This is a genomic window from Rhizobiaceae bacterium (genome assembly GCA_023953845.1).
Taxonomy (GTDB): domain Bacteria; phylum Pseudomonadota; class Alphaproteobacteria; order Rhizobiales; family Rhizobiaceae; genus Arvimicrobium.
This window is the reverse complement of sequence record JAMLJC010000001.1, coordinates 92,579-109,582: the sequence shown is the minus strand read 5'-3', so window position 1 is coordinate 109,582 and position 17,004 is coordinate 92,579. Positions and strand designations below refer to the sequence as shown.

18 protein-coding genes are annotated in these 17,004 nt (G+C 66.2%); 8 read left to right on the top strand and 10 right to left on the bottom strand.

Features of this window, described 5'->3' with window-relative positions:
• The first annotated feature begins 1 nt into the window (after nucleotide 1).
• Entirely contained in the window at nucleotides 2–763 is a 762-nt protein-coding gene (locus M9955_00585; GenBank protein ID MCO5080132.1) for an alpha/beta fold hydrolase, read from the top strand.
• Between the two features lie 97 nt (nucleotides 764–860).
• Complete coding sequence (locus tag M9955_00580; GenBank protein ID MCO5080131.1) at nucleotides 861–1,472, top strand: hypothetical protein; 612 nt, start codon at nucleotides 861–863, stop codon at nucleotides 1,470–1,472.
• A 4-nt stretch (nucleotides 1,473–1,476) separates the two neighbouring features.
• On the opposite strand, the gene M9955_00575 is transcribed toward M9955_00580, so the two are convergent.
• The gene (locus M9955_00575; protein ID MCO5080130.1) at nucleotides 1,477–2,403 is read right to left on the bottom strand and encodes a metallophosphoesterase; all 927 of its coding nucleotides are present in this window, start codon (nucleotides 2,401–2,403) and stop codon (nucleotides 1,477–1,479) included.
• Nucleotides 2,404–2,458: 55 nt separating this feature from the next.
• Here M9955_00575 and M9955_00570 point away from each other — a divergent pair, with 55 nt between their 5' ends.
• Complete coding sequence (locus tag M9955_00570) at nucleotides 2,459–2,977, top strand: NUDIX domain-containing protein (protein MCO5080129.1); 519 nt, start codon at nucleotides 2,459–2,461, stop codon at nucleotides 2,975–2,977.
• Between the two features lie 2 nt (nucleotides 2,978–2,979).
• On the opposite strand, the gene M9955_00565 is transcribed toward M9955_00570, so the two are convergent.
• The gene (locus M9955_00565) at nucleotides 2,980–3,969 is read right to left on the bottom strand and encodes a glutathione S-transferase family protein (protein MCO5080128.1); all 990 of its coding nucleotides are present in this window, start codon (nucleotides 3,967–3,969) and stop codon (nucleotides 2,980–2,982) included.
• A gap of 271 nt (nucleotides 3,970–4,240) precedes the next feature.
• On the opposite strand from M9955_00565, the gene M9955_00560 reads away from it, so the two are divergent.
• Entirely contained in the window at nucleotides 4,241–4,813 is a 573-nt protein-coding gene (locus M9955_00560) for an N-acetyltransferase (GenBank protein MCO5080127.1), read from the top strand.
• Between the two features lie 48 nt (nucleotides 4,814–4,861).
• Here M9955_00560 and M9955_00555 read toward each other — a convergent pair whose 3' ends face one another.
• The 4 genes from M9955_00555 to M9955_00540 are packed head-to-tail and all read right to left on the bottom strand — an operon-like array spanning nucleotide 4,862 to nucleotide 11,689.
• Entirely contained in the window at nucleotides 4,862–6,925 is a 2,064-nt protein-coding gene (locus M9955_00555; protein MCO5080126.1) for a hypothetical protein, read from the bottom strand.
• A 1-nt stretch (nucleotide 6,926) separates the two neighbouring features.
• Nucleotides 6,927–9,752 (bottom strand): DUF4159 domain-containing protein, encoded by a 2,826-nt coding sequence (locus tag M9955_00550; GenBank protein MCO5080125.1) that lies wholly within the window; start codon nucleotides 9,750–9,752, stop codon nucleotides 6,927–6,929.
• Nucleotides 9,749–10,654, bottom strand: coding sequence for a DUF58 domain-containing protein (locus M9955_00545; protein MCO5080124.1), 906 nt, complete (start codon nucleotides 10,652–10,654; stop codon nucleotides 9,749–9,751). Before M9955_00545 ends, M9955_00550 begins: the two co-directional genes overlap by 4 nt.
• 27 nt (nucleotides 10,655–10,681) lie before the next feature.
• A complete protein-coding gene (locus tag M9955_00540; protein ID MCO5080123.1) occupies nucleotides 10,682–11,689 on the bottom strand; it encodes a MoxR family ATPase in 1,008 nt (335 codons plus the stop codon).
• Between the two features lie 134 nt (nucleotides 11,690–11,823).
• On the opposite strand from M9955_00540, the gene M9955_00535 reads away from it, so the two are divergent.
• From M9955_00535 to M9955_00525, 3 genes are read left to right on the top strand one after another with little or no spacing between them, the layout of a single operon-like run.
• Nucleotides 11,824–12,453 carry a DUF1285 domain-containing protein gene (locus M9955_00535; GenBank protein MCO5080122.1) on the top strand — a complete coding sequence of 210 codons (630 nt, stop codon included), beginning with the start codon at nucleotides 11,824–11,826 and terminating at the stop codon, nucleotides 12,451–12,453.
• Nucleotide 12,454: 1 nt separating this feature from the next.
• Nucleotides 12,455–13,087 carry a CoA pyrophosphatase gene (locus M9955_00530; GenBank protein ID MCO5080121.1) on the top strand — a complete coding sequence of 211 codons (633 nt, stop codon included), beginning with the start codon at nucleotides 12,455–12,457 and terminating at the stop codon, nucleotides 13,085–13,087.
• Nucleotides 13,084–14,346, top strand: a complete 1,263-nt coding sequence (locus tag M9955_00525) for a CCA tRNA nucleotidyltransferase (protein ID MCO5080120.1) — start codon at nucleotides 13,084–13,086, stop codon at nucleotides 14,344–14,346. The genes M9955_00530 and M9955_00525 overlap by 4 nt, the downstream gene beginning before the upstream one ends.
• A gap of 7 nt (nucleotides 14,347–14,353) precedes the next feature.
• On the opposite strand, the gene M9955_00520 is transcribed toward M9955_00525, so the two are convergent.
• From M9955_00520 to hemF, 3 genes are all read right to left on the bottom strand, one after another.
• Nucleotides 14,354–14,539, bottom strand: a complete 186-nt coding sequence (locus M9955_00520) for a DUF1059 domain-containing protein (GenBank protein MCO5080119.1) — start codon at nucleotides 14,537–14,539, stop codon at nucleotides 14,354–14,356.
• A 100-nt stretch (nucleotides 14,540–14,639) separates the two neighbouring features.
• Entirely contained in the window at nucleotides 14,640–14,897 is a 258-nt protein-coding gene (locus M9955_00515) for a DUF1344 domain-containing protein (GenBank protein ID MCO5080118.1), read from the bottom strand.
• 304 nt (nucleotides 14,898–15,201) lie between these two features.
• Nucleotides 15,202–16,116, bottom strand: coding sequence for an oxygen-dependent coproporphyrinogen oxidase (hemF, locus tag M9955_00510; GenBank protein MCO5080117.1), 915 nt, complete (start codon nucleotides 16,114–16,116; stop codon nucleotides 15,202–15,204).
• A 100-nt stretch (nucleotides 16,117–16,216) separates the two neighbouring features.
• Here hemF and M9955_00505 point away from each other — a divergent pair, with 100 nt between their 5' ends.
• Nucleotides 16,217–16,474, top strand: coding sequence for a hypothetical protein (locus M9955_00505; protein MCO5080116.1), 258 nt, complete (start codon nucleotides 16,217–16,219; stop codon nucleotides 16,472–16,474).
• A gap of 2 nt (nucleotides 16,475–16,476) precedes the next feature.
• On the opposite strand, the gene soxR is transcribed toward M9955_00505, so the two are convergent.
• Nucleotides 16,477–16,914 carry a redox-sensitive transcriptional activator SoxR gene (gene soxR / locus M9955_00500; protein MCO5080115.1) on the bottom strand — a complete coding sequence of 146 codons (438 nt, stop codon included), beginning with the start codon at nucleotides 16,912–16,914 and terminating at the stop codon, nucleotides 16,477–16,479.
• Nucleotides 16,915–17,004: the final 90 nt, after the last annotated feature.

The following is a 17,004-nucleotide window of genomic DNA, read 5'->3' as shown; positions in this document are numbered from 1 at the left end:
GATGGCAGGGCTCTTCTCCCATATGGAAGGAGAGCCCGGACGGCCGCCGGTCGTGCTTCTGCACGGTTTCGGCGGCCATCACGGCGTCTGGACCAGCGTCAGGCGCGCGCTCGGCCCTCCCGTTCCGACGATCGCCTATGATCTGCCGGGGCATGGCGTTTCGCTCGGCATGCGTGAGTCCGCCGCGCCGCGCCGTGCGGCGGGTGTGATCCTCGATGACCTGTCCCGGCGTGACGTGACGTCGTTTCATCTTGTCGGCCATTCGATGGGCGGCGCGATCGCCACGCTGATGGCGATCGCGGAACCGTCGCGGGTCGCCTCGCTCACCCTGCTCGCGCCGGGTGGTTTCGGCGAAACCATCAACGAGGCGGCGCTACGCGCCCTTGCCGCCGCCGCGAGCGCGGACGAGCTGGCGGAAGCGCTGGAGCCGATGTGCGCGCAGGGGCATGTCCACGACATGGCGGACCTCGCCGCGATGGCGGCGATGCGTGCCCTGCCGGGCCAGAGCGAGGTGCTGAAAGAACTCGTGGGTCGTATCGCGAAGGATGGCAGGCAGGGCATGATCCCGCGCGAGCTGATCGCCGGGCTGCCGATTCCGGTAACCGTCGTCTGGGGTGATGAGGACCGGGTGCTCGATCCACGTCATGCGGACGGTCTGCCCTCTGCCATCGCCGTCCGTCGCATCGCGCGCCGGGGCCATATGCTGCCGGAAGAATGTCCGGACGAAGTGGCGACGCTGATCCGGCGGGCAGCGGCGTCCTGATCCGGTGTTTCCGCCGCTTCCGCACCCTGCCGGACTGGCGTGATTTCACCGAAACCTTATGTTAACGTCGCGTTTACCAAACTTTGGAACCCGTGACATGAGTGAGGGTAGCGAGAGTGCCGCGACGCGCGAGAGCGCCCGCAAGCTGTCGGACGCCATACGCGACGTGAAGAACGCCGCCGCCGACCGCGCCGATGTCGTGGTCGACTTGCGCGACGCCGAGCGTATGCGGCTGGAGCTCATCGCCGGCGAATTGAAGCCGGTCTTCGAGGATGTCCCGGTCGACAGCGACCTTTTCGATTTCGCGATTTCATCCGGTCTGCAACCGCGCCTCTGGATCGACGCCGTGAGCTATGTCGCCATGGGCCGGGACAAGCGCACCTATCGGTTCGTCCGCGACACGCGCGCGGGCAAGATGGTGCTCGCCGAATCCGCCGATATGACGCCGGTGGCCGAGCAGGTAACGCGTTATGTCGCAGAACGGCTCGTCGAGCGCCAGCGCCTGCTGGACGGCGCGCCGGAGAGCGTGCTGCCAGTCCGGACGGCAGACGAGGCCGCGACGGATCCGGCAGGATCGCGGGAACGATTGGCCAGCTTCCTGGGCGGTCTCTACCTCGTGTCTTCCGGCGTGCTGCTGGCGGTATTCGCGGCGCTTGTCTTCCTGCTCTGGAACCGTTTCGACGAATTGTTCGCCGGCCTGCCGCTCTGAGCGTTCAGGCTATCTCCACCGTCCGCGCCTGCCCGATCAGATCGATGGTGGTCGACTCGATCGGCCGCGTCACCGCGCCCGTCAGCGTACGGCGTGTCAAACGCGCCGACCATTGGCCGGGCTTGCCTGCGATTTCGAGCAGATTCCACTGGGCCGCCGGATGGTGGCCGCCGGGCGCCTGACCCGCGGCCGCCACGCCGATCACCGGGATGGGGCCGTCCTTGCCCTCCATCAGGAACTGTGTCGGCAGATGGGAATGGCCGTGCAGCACGAGTTCAGCCCCGAAGGCGCGCATCACCTTCTGGAAGCGGGTGATGCCGAACAGGCGCTTGTGCGGCGGCACGGCATTCCGCACGGGTGGATGGTGGATCATCACGACGCGGAACAGACCACGCTCGCGCGTCTCGGCGAGCACCTTGCGCAGCCGCGCCGCCTGATCGCCGAGGAAGAAGCCGGTCGCCATGAAGGGCGCGGTAGCGCGCGCCGACGTCGCGCCGATGAGCGCGACGTTCCCGCGCACGCGCAGATAGGGGAACGTCTCGCGACCGGCGGGAGCGTGGCTGCCGTCGGGCGTCATCCACGGCCCCCAGGCTCTGGTCACCTTCGCGAAGGCGCCCGGCACGTAAGCGTCGTGATTTCCCGGAACCACGGAGACGCGATCCGGAGGGCCGAGCGTCTCCAGCCATTTTCGCGCGAGGTCGATCTCGACGTCGAGCGCCAGATTGACGAGATCGCCGGTGATCGCCAGATGGTCGACGCCCGTGGCATTGATATCCGCGATGATGGCGTCCAGCACGCCGTCCTGAAGCAGCTTCTTGCGATTGCGGTGCCAGTTGACGTAACCGACCATGCGCTTGGAGGCGAGCTCACGATAGGTTACAGCCGGCAGGGGACCAAGATGGACATCGGAGATATGCGCAAGCCGAAACATGATTACTGTCTAGGGCAGCGCGGCCGTGCTGACCAGAACCGGCAGCGTTTCCCTGATGCCGTCTGACGAGGATTTGAGCACGGCGCGTTCCGACGAGCGCTTCCGCCAGTTCGGCTGGCCGAAGCTGAGGGCCCGGCTTTTTCACACGCTGTTCCTGATGCGCAGGCCGATGACGCTCGGCGCGCGCGGCGTCGTCTACGACGCGGCGCAGAACGCCGTCCTGCTCATTCGGCATACCTACGTTCCCGGCTGGCAGATTCCGGGCGGCGGCGTCGAGCCCGGCGAGACCATGCTGGAGGCGCTGACGCGCGAGCTTCAGGAGGAGGGCAACATCGAGATTTCCGCGCCGCCACGTCTCCTGTCGCTGCATTTCAACCGGCAGGCGAGCCGCCGCGACCATGTCGCCGTTTATCTGGTGACCGAATTCCGGCAGACCGCGCCATTCGTGCCCAACAGGGAGATCGCCGAGGCGGCGTTCTTCGAGATCGGCGACCTGCCGGAAGAGACGACGCCGGCGACGCGCCGGCGCATCAGGGAAGCCTTGCAGGGCGCGCAGGCCTCGCCTTTCTGGTGAACTCAGGCTGCCTGCTTGAATCGGCCGCGGTCATGCGGCGCCATGAAATCCAGTTCCGGCCCGACAGGGACGATGCCGGTCGGGTTTATCGTGGCGTGGCTGCCGTAATAATGATGCTTGATATGCAGCATGTTCACCGTTTCGGCCACGCCCGGCACCTGAAAGAGGTCGCGCAGGTAGTTGGAGAGGTTCGGGTAATCGTCGATCCGGCGCAGATTGCATTTGAAATGCCCGACATAGACAGCGTCGAACCGCACCAGCGTCGTGAAAAGCCGCCAGTCGGCTTCGGTCTGCCGCTCGCCGATAAGATAGCGCTGGCGTGACAGCCGGTCCTCGAGCGTGTCCAGCGTCGAAAAAAGGTTGGCGAAGGCTTCTTCATAGGCCTCTTGCTTCGTCGCGAAGCCGGCGCGGTAGACCCCGTTGTTGACGTTCGGATAGACGAGATCGTTCACCGCATCGATTTCAGCGCGCAGCGGCTCCGGATAGAAGTCCAGCGACGCGTCGCCCCAGGCGTCGAAAGCCGAATTCAGCATCCGGATGATCTCGGAGGATTCGTTGGAGACGATGGTTTCGCGCTCCTTGTCCCACAGCACCGGAACGGTGACGCGGCCGGAATATTCAGAATCGGCTTTCGTATAGATCTGATGGAGGTAGTCCAAGCCGTAAAGCGTGTCGCCGGTCGCGCCGTCCTGCTTCAGGAAAGTCCAGCCGTTCTCACCCATGAAATGATGGACGACAGATACGGTGATTACGTCTTCCAGCTTTTTCAGTTTGCGAAAGATCAGCGTCCGGTGCGCCCAGGGGCAAGCCAGCGAGACGTAGAGATGATAGCGGCCGGGTTCCGCCTTGAAACCGTCACTGCCGCTTGGGCCGGCCGTGCCGTCAGCCGTCACCCAGTTGCGGAACTGCGCGGCCGAGCGCTCGAACTTGCCGCCCGTGCTTTTGGTATCATACCACCTGTCCTGCCATTTGCCGTCGACCAGCAACCCCATCGTCATGTCCTTTCCGTTTGCTTCCCATGTAGGGCGAAGTGGCTCCAACGGGAAACAAATCCATCTGAACGCAGCGTTCTCACAACGGAAACGATCGCCTGCGGGAAATTCGCGTGGACGTTGGCCCGAAATAGTGCTAGCGGGCTCGTCCGATGATGACCGTCTCCGCACAGCTTCGCATCGAGCGACGACGACTGGACGCCCGCGCCTGAGGCGCGATTTTGGCGATTGCCGCCCTGCGGCTTCTTTTCGACCTTGCGGACCAGAGACGATGACTTTTGCCGACACGATTTTTTTGCCGGAAGAGCCGGTGCACGATGACGAGATCGAAGCGATCAACGCCGAGGCATTCGGGCCGGGGCGTTTTACGCGCGCCGCCTACAAGATCCGCGAGGGCGGCCCCCACGAGCGCGCGCTCTCCTTCGTCGCCATGCATGGCGGCGCCGTCATCGCCTCGGTGAGGATGACGCGGGTGGCGGCCGGCGAGGGCAGGGCGCTGATGCTCGGCCCGCTTGCCGTGAAACCGGCTTACAAGAATCTCGGCATCGGCAGGCATCTGGTGAAGCTGGCCGTCGAAGCCGCCGCAAAGGCGGGCTGGCCGGCAGTGATCCTCGTCGGCGACGAGCCCTACTACGGCCCGCTCGGCTTCAGGCGCATCCCGCGCGGACAGGCTTCGATGCCGCGCCCGGTCGATCTCGACCGGGTTCTTGCGGTGGAGATCGCGGCGGGCGAGGTCGCGCGCATCGTCGGCATGATCGATCACGAGGACAGGGTAGCCAAGGTGCAAGGCGGCTCCCTCCCCCTTGAGGGGAGGGCGCCGAGCGAAGCGAGGCGGGTGGGGTAACCTGGCCGCTTTGCGCCCACCCTCCCCTCAAGAGGGAGGGAACTGGCGCTATCTGCCTTCGCGGTACCACATCGAGCCGAGCGCAAGCAGCAGCAGCGCCAGTCCGAAGAACCCCCCGAACAGCGGCACGCGGGTCACCGCCTTGAGCACGCTGTCGTTCGTCGTGCGCAGGCCGATCCAGTCGCGGCCGGACGCCGTCGCCGTGCCGCGCACCGGCACGATGCCAGGCAGGCTGACGCCCGTCATGCCTTCCAGACGCCTGACGCTGCCGCCCGTCTCCTCCACGGGCCGGCGCAGCACGTTCTCCGTCGAGACCGTGTCGGTGAACTCCGGCGCGTTCACCGGGCCGACATGGGCAAGCGCGGTCAGGTCGCCATTGGCGATCTGGTAAAGGCCGATCTCGTCCGTCTCCACGCTGCCTGCAAAAATGCCGGGCGAAGACGAGGCGAGCGGCACGGTCAGCGACTTCCCCGACGGCGTGATGACGCGGGCCGGACCTGGATCGTCGCTCATGGTCTGCCAGTTTATGTCGAGCGTCATGCCGCGTCCGGCCGCGGTCAGGCGCTCCTCCTCCAGCTCCGGCTCCTTCATCAGCCAGTGCGCGATGCGCCGGTAGAGCGAGACATGGGGTCCGCCGCCTTCGAAACCTCGCGCCCAAAGCCAGCCCTGGTCGGACAGCAGCATGCCGACGCGTCCCTCACCCTTGCGGTCGAGCACCAGCAAAGGCAGGTTGTCGGGGCCTTGCATCACCGTTTCGCCTTCCGGCTGCTCGATGCCGATCAGCCGGAACCAGCGGCTCCAGTGCGGCGGCTCGCTGGCGGAGCCTTCAAGGCCGCGCGTCACCGGATGCTTCTTGCCGATATCCGTGAGGCGCGGATAAAAGCCCTGCTCGATCACGTCGCCGGTGGGCAGGGCGGGGAGCGCCGCCATCAGCGGCGTGCGCGAGATCGAGGATTCGCCGGCATATTCCGGGCCTGCGGCGATCAGCAGCGCGCCGCCTTTCTCCACATACTCCGCGATGTAGTCGTAGTAGAGGATCGGCAGCACGTCGCGGTGCTGGTAGCGGTCGAAGATGATCAGGTCGAAATCGTTGATGCGCTCCACGAACAGTTCGCGCGTCGGGAAGGCGATCAGCGACAGTTCGTTGATCGGCGTGCCGTCCTGCTTTTCCGGCGGACGCAGGATGGTGAAGTGCACGAGATCGACCGACGCGTCGGACTTCAAGAGGTTGCGCCAGGTGCGCTCGCCCGCATGCGGCTCGCCGGAGACCAGCAGGACGCGCAGGTTCTCGCGGATGCCGTCGACGATGGCGATGGCGTGATTGTTGACGTCGGTCAGCTCGCCGTCGACGCGATCGATCGACAGCTCCACGATGTTCTGGCCGGCATTGGGCACGATGATCTGCAGCGGCATTTCCTGCCCGATGGCGGCCGTCTCGACGGCGATCTGCTCGCCGTTGATCGAGACGCGCACCTCGGCCGTTCCGGCCGCGCCTGCGGTGTCCAGCACGCGGTAGGTGAGGTCGAGCGGCTTGCCGACGATGCCGAAGCGCGGCGCACGCTCGAACCGGATGCGCCGGTCGCGTTCGCCCTCCTCGCCGGTAATCAGCCCGTGAAGAGGGGCGTTGAAGCCAGGCGAAGCCGGCACGTCATGCACCTGACCGTCGGTCAGCATGATGGCGCCGGCGATGCGCGAGGGCGCCACATCCCGGAAGGCGCTGTCCAGCGCGCCGAACAGGCGCGTCTCGGCGCGCTCGTCGGCGGAGGCGGCCTTGCCGGTCTCGACCACGCGCACCTCGAACTCCTTGAAGCGGGCGAGCCGTTCCTGCAACCCGACCAGCGCCTGATCGGTCTCGGCGGTGCGATTGCCGATCTCCTGGCTCTGGCTGCGGTCGACGATCACGGCCACGACGCTCTTCAGCGGCTCGCGCAACTCGTCGAGCAGGACGGGGTTGAGCAAAGCGAGCGCCAATGCGGCCAGCGCCGCCAGCCGGAAGACCGCGCCGCGCTGCCTGAACCAGAGGCCGGCGAGCGCGATCAGCGCGATCGGCACGAGAAGGAGGCCGAGCCACGCCCAGGAGAGGAGGGGTTCGAACGAAATGGACCAGTTCATGCTACTGCCCCAGCCGCTCGAGCAGCACCGGCACGTGGACCTGATCCGATTTGTAGTTGCCGGTCAGCATGTACATCATGATGTTGACGCCGGTCCGCAGGGCATAGACGCGCTGCATGGGGTCGGCCGGCACGGTGGGCAGCAGGGCGTCGCCATTGGCGTCAACCGCCCATGCGCCGGCAAAATCGTTGGCGGTGATCATGATGGGAGACACGCCGTCGCCGGTGCGCACCGGGCGGTTGTCGGCGTTCTCGGCATTGAGCGAGGCTTCCACCCAGAGCGGGCTGCCGTTGAAGCGGCCGGGAAAATCGTTGAGGATGAAGAAGGTTTTCGTCAGCACATGGTCGGCCGGGACGGGTTCGAGCGGCGGCACGTTGAGGTTGCCGAGGATGTCGCGCAACCGCTCCGTGGCCGGGCTCACCGTCCCGCTTGAGGTGATGTCGGTCGAGAACTGGTCCCGCGTGTCGAACAGCACGGTGCCGCCCTCGCGCATATAGGCATCGATGCGGGCAATGGCCTCCTGCGACGGCATGGCGGCTCCCGGGTCGATCGGCCAGTAGAGCAGCGGATAGAAGGCGAGTTCGTCACGGGTTATGTCCACGCCGGCCGGCTCGCCGGGCTCCAGCGCGGTCTTGTCGATCAGGAAGCGGGTCAGACCCTTCAGGCCGGCGCGGCTGATCGAATCGACGGAAGAATCTCCGGTCAGCACATAGGCGAGACGTGTGGTGGCGATGGCTTCGATGGCTTCCGCGTCGCCGGGCTTCGCATCCTGCGCGAAAGACCGGTCGGGGAGGGACAGGGTCAGCGCAAGGCCGAGGAAAAAGGCCGAAGCAGCCGCGGCCGCCGCCCGGCGGGCTTTCGGACGGCGGGTGAAGCGGCCGCCGATCCAGAGAACCGCCAGCGTATCCAGAACCATGAGAAGCAGCGCGGCGGCGACCAGCGGCCCCTTCAGCGGGCTGGACTGGTCGAAGGCGTAGGCGACGTCGGTCATCGGCACGTTCTGCGGTCGCGCGATGGGCAGGAGCTGCTGGTTGCGGGCCAGAAGATTGTGCGCCTGCACGCCGTCTTCGGAACCGTAGAGGCCCGGCGGGTTCTCGATCGTCACCGGCGGCACCGGGCCACCGACCAGCAGCGGCTTGGCGTCGCCATAGGGGGGCGTCAGCGCGCCGTTGGCTGCGATCAGCCGATAGGGCGCAAGGCTCTGCGGCGCGGCCTCGGTGGCCATCGTCGCAGTGCCCTGGTTGCGCGACAGTTGCACGATACGGCGCAGCATCTCCACGAAAGTACCGGAGATCGGCAGATTTGACCATGTCGCCTCGGGCGTGACGTGGAACAGCACCAGCGTGCCGCTGCCGCGCCGCGCGCCGGTCACGAGCGGCGTTCCGTCGGCGAGATTGGCCCAGGTGCGGTCGGCCAGGTCGGGTGTCGGCTCGGCGAGCACCTGCCGCGAGACGGTCACCTCGTTCGGCGGGGTGAGATCGGAGAACGGGCCGTTCGCCGGAAAGTCGGACACGACCTGCGGCGTCGTCCACGACAGCGCGCCGCCGAGCGACCGTTCGCCGGTGCGCAGGACGACCGGCAGCAATTCCTCGTCATTGTCGGCGGCGGCGAGGCGCGAGCCGGCGAAACGCACAAGCGTGCCGCCTTCGCGCAGCCATTCGACCAGCTTCGCGCGCGCGGCTTCCGGGATCGTGCCGACGTCGGCCATGACGATCATCGCCGGCTTCTGGTCGATGAGCTGCGGGATGGCCTCCGCGAGGTCCGCGCTTTGAGGCTCCACGAGATCGGCGAAGGGCTGCATCGCCCGGCGTATATAATAGAGCGGCGAAAGCAGCGGCTGGTCCTGATCGGCCTCGGCCTGCGACAGGAGCCCGACGCGGCGGCGCTTGGAATTGTCGTCGAGAACGCGGATCGCGCCTGCCTGCGGCTGTCCGTCGACGGCGATCGATGCGAAATCGTTGCGCAACTCGAACGGCACGGTCAGGCGCGCGGACGCCTCGTGCTCGCCAAGCTGGAAGGAGAGCGCGGCGTCGGCGATGCGGCGGCCCTTGTCGTCGAAGGCGCCAAGGGTCGCCTGACGCGGCGCGGCGTCGTTCGCCGGCCGCACGGCGGTCACCGTGAAACCATCCACGTCGTTGTCGGCAGCGGTCAGACCGATCGTGTAGAGGCTTTCCGGCGTTGCCCAGAAAAGTTTGGCGGGATTCTTTGCCAGCACGGCCTGAAATGCCGCGTCATCGCCGGAGGCGGCGAGACCATCGGTCAACAGCGCGACGCTGGCGCCGGGCAACTGGTCGAGAAGCGCGGCGACGCGGGAAAGGGCTGCGCCGCGGTCGGTCGGAATGGGCCGCGGCTCGGCCGCATGCAGGCGGTCGCGGGTATTGGCGGCGTCGAAGGGGCCGATTTCGGCGTTGGGCTTTTCCGCGGTGAAGGCAAGGACGACCGGCGCGCCGCCGGCTTCCGCATCGGCGATCAGGCGCTCGGCCGTCGCCACGCGGCGCTCCCAGTCCGGCGCGCTCGCCCAGCCATTGTCGATCACCAGCGCCAGCGCGCCGCCGCCGGTCGAAAGTCTCTCGCGCGGGTTAAAGACCGGATCGGCGAGCGCGAGCACCACGAGCGCCGCCATGAGCAGCCGCAGCAAGGTCAGCCACCACGGGCTCTGGTTCGGCGTCTCTTCCTTTCTCAGAACGCGCGCCAGAATGCGCAGCGGCGGGAAAACTTCCTGCTGCGGGCGGGGCGGGGTCAGCCGCAGCAGCCACCAGATGATCGGCAGCGCCAGCAGGCCGACCAGCATCAGCGGCGCGCCGAAGGAAAGCGGCAGCCAGCTCATGTTCTGCCCCCTTCCGCGACGCTGAGCGCCAGATGCAGCCGGACGAGCGCCTCCGACGCCAGCCGGTCGGTGTGGTTGACAGTGAAGCTCCAGCCGAGGCGGCGGCACCAGCCGGCGAGTTCGGCCCGCCGCGCCGAGTAGTGGAGCCGGTATTCGTCGCCCAGCTGCTCGGCCCGGCCGGCCGTGAGTTTCTCGCCCGTTTCCGGATCGACGAACTCGGTGCGTCCGGCATAGGGAAAGGTTTCCTCGGCGGGGTCGGCCACTTCGATCAGGTGAGCGCGGACGCCGTGCCGGGCGAGAACGTCCAGCCATTCCATCGTCTCGTCGACGGGATCGAGGAAGTCGCTCGCCAGAACGATATCGGAAAAGCGGCGGATGCCGGTGAAGTCGGGCCGCGCCGGCAGGTCGGCGGCGTGGGAAATGCGCGAGGCCAGCCGCTCCGCGCCGTCGCGGGCGACAAAGGGATCGGTGAGGCCGGGCCAGCCGATGCGTTCGCCGCTGCGCGACAGAAGCTCGGCCATGGCGAAAATCAGCACAAGCGCACGCGACTCCTTGGAAACGCTCGCGGCTGCGGATTTGTAGAGCATGGAGGGCGACGGATCGGCCCACAGCCAGACCGTGTGCGCGGCCTCCCATTCGCGGTCGCGTATATAGGTGTGATCGTCGCGGGCCGAACGCCGCCAGTCGATGCGGGCAATGCCTTCGCCCTCGACATAGGGGCGGAACTGCCAGAAATTCTCGCCGATGCCGCGCCTGCGGCGGCCGTGCCAGCCGGCGATCACCGTGTTCACCAGCCGGCGCGCCTCGACGAGGAGGTCCGGCACCAGCGAGGCCCGGAGACGCCCACGGGCCAGCGCATCGCTCGTAGCGACCGGTTGCGTCGCTTCGCCGATCCGCGCCATCAGCCTATTCGCGCCTTTCCGGCCCTGTCATCCCGCCGCCTTCACGAGGCGTGCGATCACGTCGCGCACGCTCATGCCTTCGGCGCGCGCGGTAAAGGTGAGGGCCATGCGATGCTGGAGCACCGGCTCGGCCAATGCGCGTACATCGTCCACCGAAGGCGCAAGCCGCCCGTCGTAGAGCGCGCGGGCGCGGGCGCACAGCGTCAGGGCCTGGCTGGCGCGCGGCCCCGGACCCCATGCGACATGCTTGTCCGTCTCAGCATTGCCTTGTCCGGGACGCGCCGAGCGGACGAGAGAGAGGATCGCCTCCACCACGCTTTCCGGCACGGGCATGCGCCGGATCAGCTGCTGGATCTCCTTGAGCCGTTCGGGCGTCAGCACGTTTCGCGCGCGCTGCTCGTTCACGCCGGTGGTCTCGACCAGAATGCGTCGTTCGGCCTCAAGCTCCGGATAGAGAATGTCCACCTGCATCAGGAAGCGGTCGAGCTGCGCTTCCGGCAGCGGATAAGTGCCTTCCTGCTCCAGCGGGTTCTGCGTGGCGAGCACATGGAAGGGCGAGGGGAGGTCATGGCGCGCGCCGGCGACCGTGACGTGATACTCCTGCATGGATTGCAGAAGCGCGGACTGCGTGCGCGGACTGGCGCGGTTGATCTCGTCGGCCATCAGCAACTGCGTGAAGATCGGCCCGGGAATGAAGCGGAACGAGCGCCGTCCGTTGTCGTCCTGTTCCATCACCTCGGAGCCGAGAATGTCCGAGGGCATCAGATCGGGCGTGAATTGCACGCGGCGGGCATCGAGCCCCAGCACGGTCCCCAGCGTCTCGACCAGCTTTGTCTTGGCGAGGCCCGGAACGCCGACCAGAAGGGCATGGCCGCCGGCCAGAAGCGCGACCAGCGTGCGCTCGACCACGCTTTCCTGACCGAAGATGACCGCGCCGACCGCTTCCCGAACCTTTGAGATGTCTTCCAGCGCGCGCTCGGCTTCGGCGACCATCTCCTGTTCGCTCAGCGCGGCTTCCTTGATCATGACGCTCATACGGGCCGACTCTTCCTCGCGTGTCAAAACTGCAGCGGGATTATGCCTCGATTCGCGCGATCGAAGCGCATCCTCCGGAACTTAATTCCCACACTATGGCTGACAAGCGCGCCAACAGTGACTATTTCGTGACCATGCCAAGCGACCGCCAGACCGCAAGCGAAAGCCTCGTCCGTGCCGCCGACCCCGGCGGGCTGGAGGCGCTGATCGCGCGCGCGGCCCGCGCCGGCAAGGGTCTGCCGCCGGTCGAGCGCTGGAACCCGGAATTTTGCGGTGACATCGACATGGAGATCCGCCGCGACGGCACGTGGTTCTACATGGGCACGCCGATCGGCCGCATGCCGCTGGTGCAGCTCTTCTCCACCGTCCTGCGCAAGGACGAGGACGGCAGGACCTATCTCGTGACGCCGGTCGAGCGCGTCGGCATCCGGGTCGAGGATGCGCCTTTCGTCGCCGTCGAGATGAATGCCAGCGGGCAGGGCGATGAACAGGTCATCACCTTCCGCACCAATGTCGGCGACGTCGTGGAAGCCGGGCCGGAGCGTCCCATCCGCTTCGTGAACGAGGACGAAACCGGCGGGTTGAAGCCCTACGTCCTCGTGCGCGGCCGGCTGGAGGCGCTGATCGGCAGGCCGGTGATGTACGAGCTCGTCGAATATGGCGAGGAGATCGAGATCGACGGCACGCCGATGTTCTGCGTGCGCTCGAAAGGCGCGATCTTTCCGATCATGCCGGTCGAGACGCTGCACCGGCTGGCGAGCTGACATGGACACTGCCGTCACCAGCCTGTTCTCGGCAGCCGAATTCCGCCGCCGCGCGCAGCACCAGCGCGACGCCGGCGACGACGATATATATGAAGACATCCGTCAGAACGCGGATATCTTCCAGTCGCTGCCGAAGGACCAGTTGCGCGGCGCGGCGGTTCTCGTGCCGGTCGTGGATCACGGCAGCGAAGCGACCGTTCTCCTGACCAAGCGGACCGACGGCCTGCGCGCCCATGCGGGCCAGGTCGCCTTTCCCGGCGGCCGCATCGATCCGGAAGACGTGTCCGTGGAGGATGCGGCGATGCGCGAGTCGGTCGAGGAAATCGGGCTGGAGCGCCGCTTCGTCGAGCCGGTCGGCCGCCTGCCCGAATATTTCGCGCCGAGCGGCTTTCTCATCACGCCGGTTCTCTCGGTGGTGACGCCGGGCTTCAGGCTCAGGATAAACCCTGACGAGGTGGATGCTGCGTTCGAGGTGCCGCTGCGCTTCCTCATGGACCCCGCCAATCACGTGCGCGACACCCGCATCTGGCAGAACAAGGAGCGTTTCTTCTACCGCATGCCGTATCAGGACTGGATGATCTGGGGCATCACCGCCGGCATCATACACGGCATGTATGAAAGGCTCTATGCGTGAGGGATACGCTGGATGTCGACTGGCTGAGGCACAAGCCGCTGCAGAGGCTGCTTGCGACGTTGTCGCGTGACGGCGGGGAGGCCCGCGTCGCGGGCGGCGCCGTCCGCAATGCCCTGCTCGGACAGGCTGTGGCGGATATAGACATCGCCACGACGACGACGCCGGAGGAGACGACGCGCCTGGCGGAGGCGGCCGGCTTCAAGGCGGTGCCGACCGGCGCGGAGCACGGCACGATCACCGTGATCGCCGAAGGCAGGCCCTATGAGGTCACCACGTTGCGTGACGATGTGGAGACGGATGGACGCCGGGCGAAGGTCGTCTTCGGCCGCGACTGGCAGCGGGACGCGGAACGGCGCGACTTCACCATCAATGCGCTCTATGCGAAGGCCGACGGAACGATCGTCGATCTCGTCGGCGGGCGCGAGGACATCGAAAACCGCGTCATCCGCTTCATCGGCGACGCCGAGACGCGCATCCGCGAGGACTACCTGCGCATCCTGCGCTTCTTCCGCTTCTTCGCGTGGTACGGTTCGGGCCGCCCGGACGCCGGTGGCCTGCGTGCCTGCGCGCGGCTGAAGGCCGGGCTTTCGGGCCTTTCGGCCGAGCGCGTCTGGGCGGAGCTGAAGCGCATGCTGTCCGCGCCCGATCCTTCGAGAAGCCTGCTCTGGATGCGCCAGGCCGGCGTCCTTTCGGTCATCCTGCCCGAGAGCGAGAAATGGGGCATCGACGCTATCCATGCGCTGGTGAAGGCAGAGCGCGATCTCGGCTGGGGGCCGGACGCCATGTTGCGGCTGGAGGCCATCATTCCGCCGGATGCAGCACGAGCGGAGGTGCTGGCAAGACGCTTGCGGATGTCGCGGGACGAAGCCGGACGCCTCGGAAATTGGGCGCTGTCGTCGCCAATACGCGCCGACACGTCGGAGCGCGCCTTCCGGCAAACGCTCTATGGCGGCGACAAGGGGGGCATTTCGGACAGGCTGAAGCTTGCCCTCGGCAATGCGCGCTACCGCGCCGAACAGGACGACAAGGCCCTGGTCGAGGCGGGCGGCTATGCGCGCTTGCTGAAACTGGAGGAAAGCTGGGAAAAACCGGCTTTCCCTTTGAAGGGAGCCGACCTTCTCGGGCAAGGCTGGCAGAAGGGTCCGGAACTCGGCGCGGCGCTGAAATCCCTGGAAAAGGACTGGATCGCCTCGGATTTCCGCATGGAGCGCGACGCGCTTTTCAAGCGCGCCGCGATTATGCTGGAGCAGCGAAGCTGACCGGATGTCAGGCTGCGTTGCGTGCGTTCTCGATGCGCGAGCGGATAGCCTCTACCATCGTTTCGCGAATGATCGTTTCGCCATGCGTTTCACGCATGTGCTCCACGGCGCGACGCATGACCTCGGCCTCTTCCTCGGCGCGCGTGTGCCAGTCGCAGCCGGGAACGAGAGAACCACAATGGAACTCCTTCATGGGTGCCTCCTTTCCTCGTTCTGGTGAGCAACTATAGCACGGATCGCTGCGGAGCGAAAAAGCGCGAAGGCGGACCTCCGCGCTTTTTCGTGTATGCCGGCTACTTCGCGATGGTGACCTTGTCGGCGATCTTCTTCGATCCGCTCATATCCCAGGACACGGTGACCTTCTCGCCGGCCTTGAGGGCAGGAGCCTTCACGCCCTTCTTCAGCGTATAGGTGGAGCCGTCGGCAAGCGTCAGCGTCATGGCGTGGCTGTCGTAGCTCTTGACGGTGCCGTTTGTCTGGGTGGCGGCGAAGACCAACGAGGAGGTGGCGAGGATTGCGGCGGCTGCCGCGGGGATGAGAAGCGTGCGCATGGCAAGCATCCTTCAGTGTTGCGGGCGTCCGTTCGGGCTTTGCCCGCAGGATTCGGGCCGTCCGGTCGCGTCGTGTCGCGGCTCTTGGGAAGCCGCCGGCGTTTCCCGGCCCGGCCACAGAAATAGAGACCTGAGCGATCCTGCATCCATTAGACTAAAAAGAAAATCCCGCCGCTCCAATCGGTCATAATTCGTCGCCGATTCAAGGGTTTGTGGAGGAAATTTGGCAAACGGATTCGCGGCCGAAAGCCGCACACGGATGTAGGCCGTTCGCGCACGAAAGCGGCAGGTGTCGGTGCTCCGGTTACGGCCAGCGCACCTCTGGCGGCATGCTGGAGAGGATTGACGCTATGTTGCCGCCGGTTTTCAGGCCAAAGATCGTGCCGCGATCGTAGAGCAGGTTGAACTCGACGTAGCGGCCGCGCCGGATCAACTGCTCCTCGCGATCGGCGTCTGTCCAATCCGCGTCGAAATTCCTGCGGACGAGCGCAGGATAGATATCGGCAAAGGCGCGGCCGACATCCTGCGTGAAGGCGAAATCCGCATCCCATCCGCCCTTTTCGTCCGGCGAGTGCTGCCAGTCGTAGAAAATGCCGCCGATGCCGCGCGGCTCCTTGCGATGAGGCAGGTAAAAATACTCGTCGCACCATGCCTTCAGCCGTCCGTAATCCGCGATCGCGATATGCCGGTCGCAAGCGTCGCGCATCGCCTCGTGGAACGCCTGCGTGTCCGGATCGTCCTGCGTGCGGCGCCGGTCGAGCACCGGTGTCAAATCGGCGCCGCCGCCGAACCACCAGCGCGACGTCACCACCATGCGCGTGTTCATGTGCACTGCCGGCACATTCGGATTCCACGGGTGCGCGATCAGCGAAATACCGGAGGCCCAGAAGCGCGGGTCCTCGTCGCCGCCCGGCATCTGCCTGCGGAACTCGGGCGAGAATTCGCCATGGACGGTGGAGGTGTGAACGCCGACCTTTTCGAAGACGCGGCCGCGCATCATCGACATCAGGCCGCCGCCACCGCGCCCCTCGTCGCGCAGCCAGTCCGTCCGCTCGAAGCGGCCGGCCGGCCGCTCTGCGCGTGGACTGCTCACCTCGTCCTCCAACTTTTCGAAGGCGGCGCAGATCCGGTCACGCAACGTCTCGAACCATGCGCGTGCAGTGGCTTTCCTCATGTCGATGTCGTCGGGCAAACCCGCCGGAATCTCTGGCCGTTCCATCTTTCTCCCGCCCCGCTCGCGACGGCTTTTCAAACAAAAGACTCGTTTTTCCAGACCGCGATCCCTAAGCTTCATTCAGGTAGGGTCAAGGAGTTCTTTCGTGGCGACGCCGGCGAGACCGCCGCTCAATGCGCTGAAGAAACGCCTGGAACGCTCGCGCGCGGAACGGCAGGGAGAGACGCGCGACGGGTTCCTGCGGGAGACCTTCGTCCTGCCTCGCTCCGACGCCCGCAGGAAAGCGCGAGAATGGTTTGACCGATGGCCGAAGCAGGCCTACTGGACGGAAATCGAGAGCTGGTTCGAACGGCCGGGCGATGTGATCGAGTTCACCATCCGCCGCCTGCCGGCAGCCGACTGAGATCAGCCCGCCGCCAGCCTGCGCGCGCCCGGACCTTCCCGCCCCAGGCTATCCTCCGGATTGCGCAATCTGCATCTGTCTATGGACAGGCAGCCGCAGCCGATACAGTCGTCCAGCCCATCGCGAAGCGCCTGCAGCTTGCGGATGCGGCGGTCGAGGTCCTCGCGCCATCTCCTTGAAAGAAGACTCCAATCCGCGCGATTCGGCGTCCGGCCCTCAGGCAGGGATTCAAGCGCCTCACCTATGTCGGCAAGAGAGATTCCGACCTCCTGCGCGACCTTGATGACAGCAACGCGGCGCAGCACGTCGCCAGAGTAGCGGCGCTGGTTGCCGCCGGTGCGTTCGCTGTGGATCAACCCCTTCGTCTCGTAGAAATGCAGCGTGGAAACTGCAACGCCGCTGCGTCGCGCGACTTCGCCGACCGACAATTCCCGTGCCATGGATCGCCTCTTGACCTCAATATTACTTGAGGTTTTATCAATCCGTCCGTGAGATCGCAACGAAGGAACGGACAGATGGAAAAGGCGGGC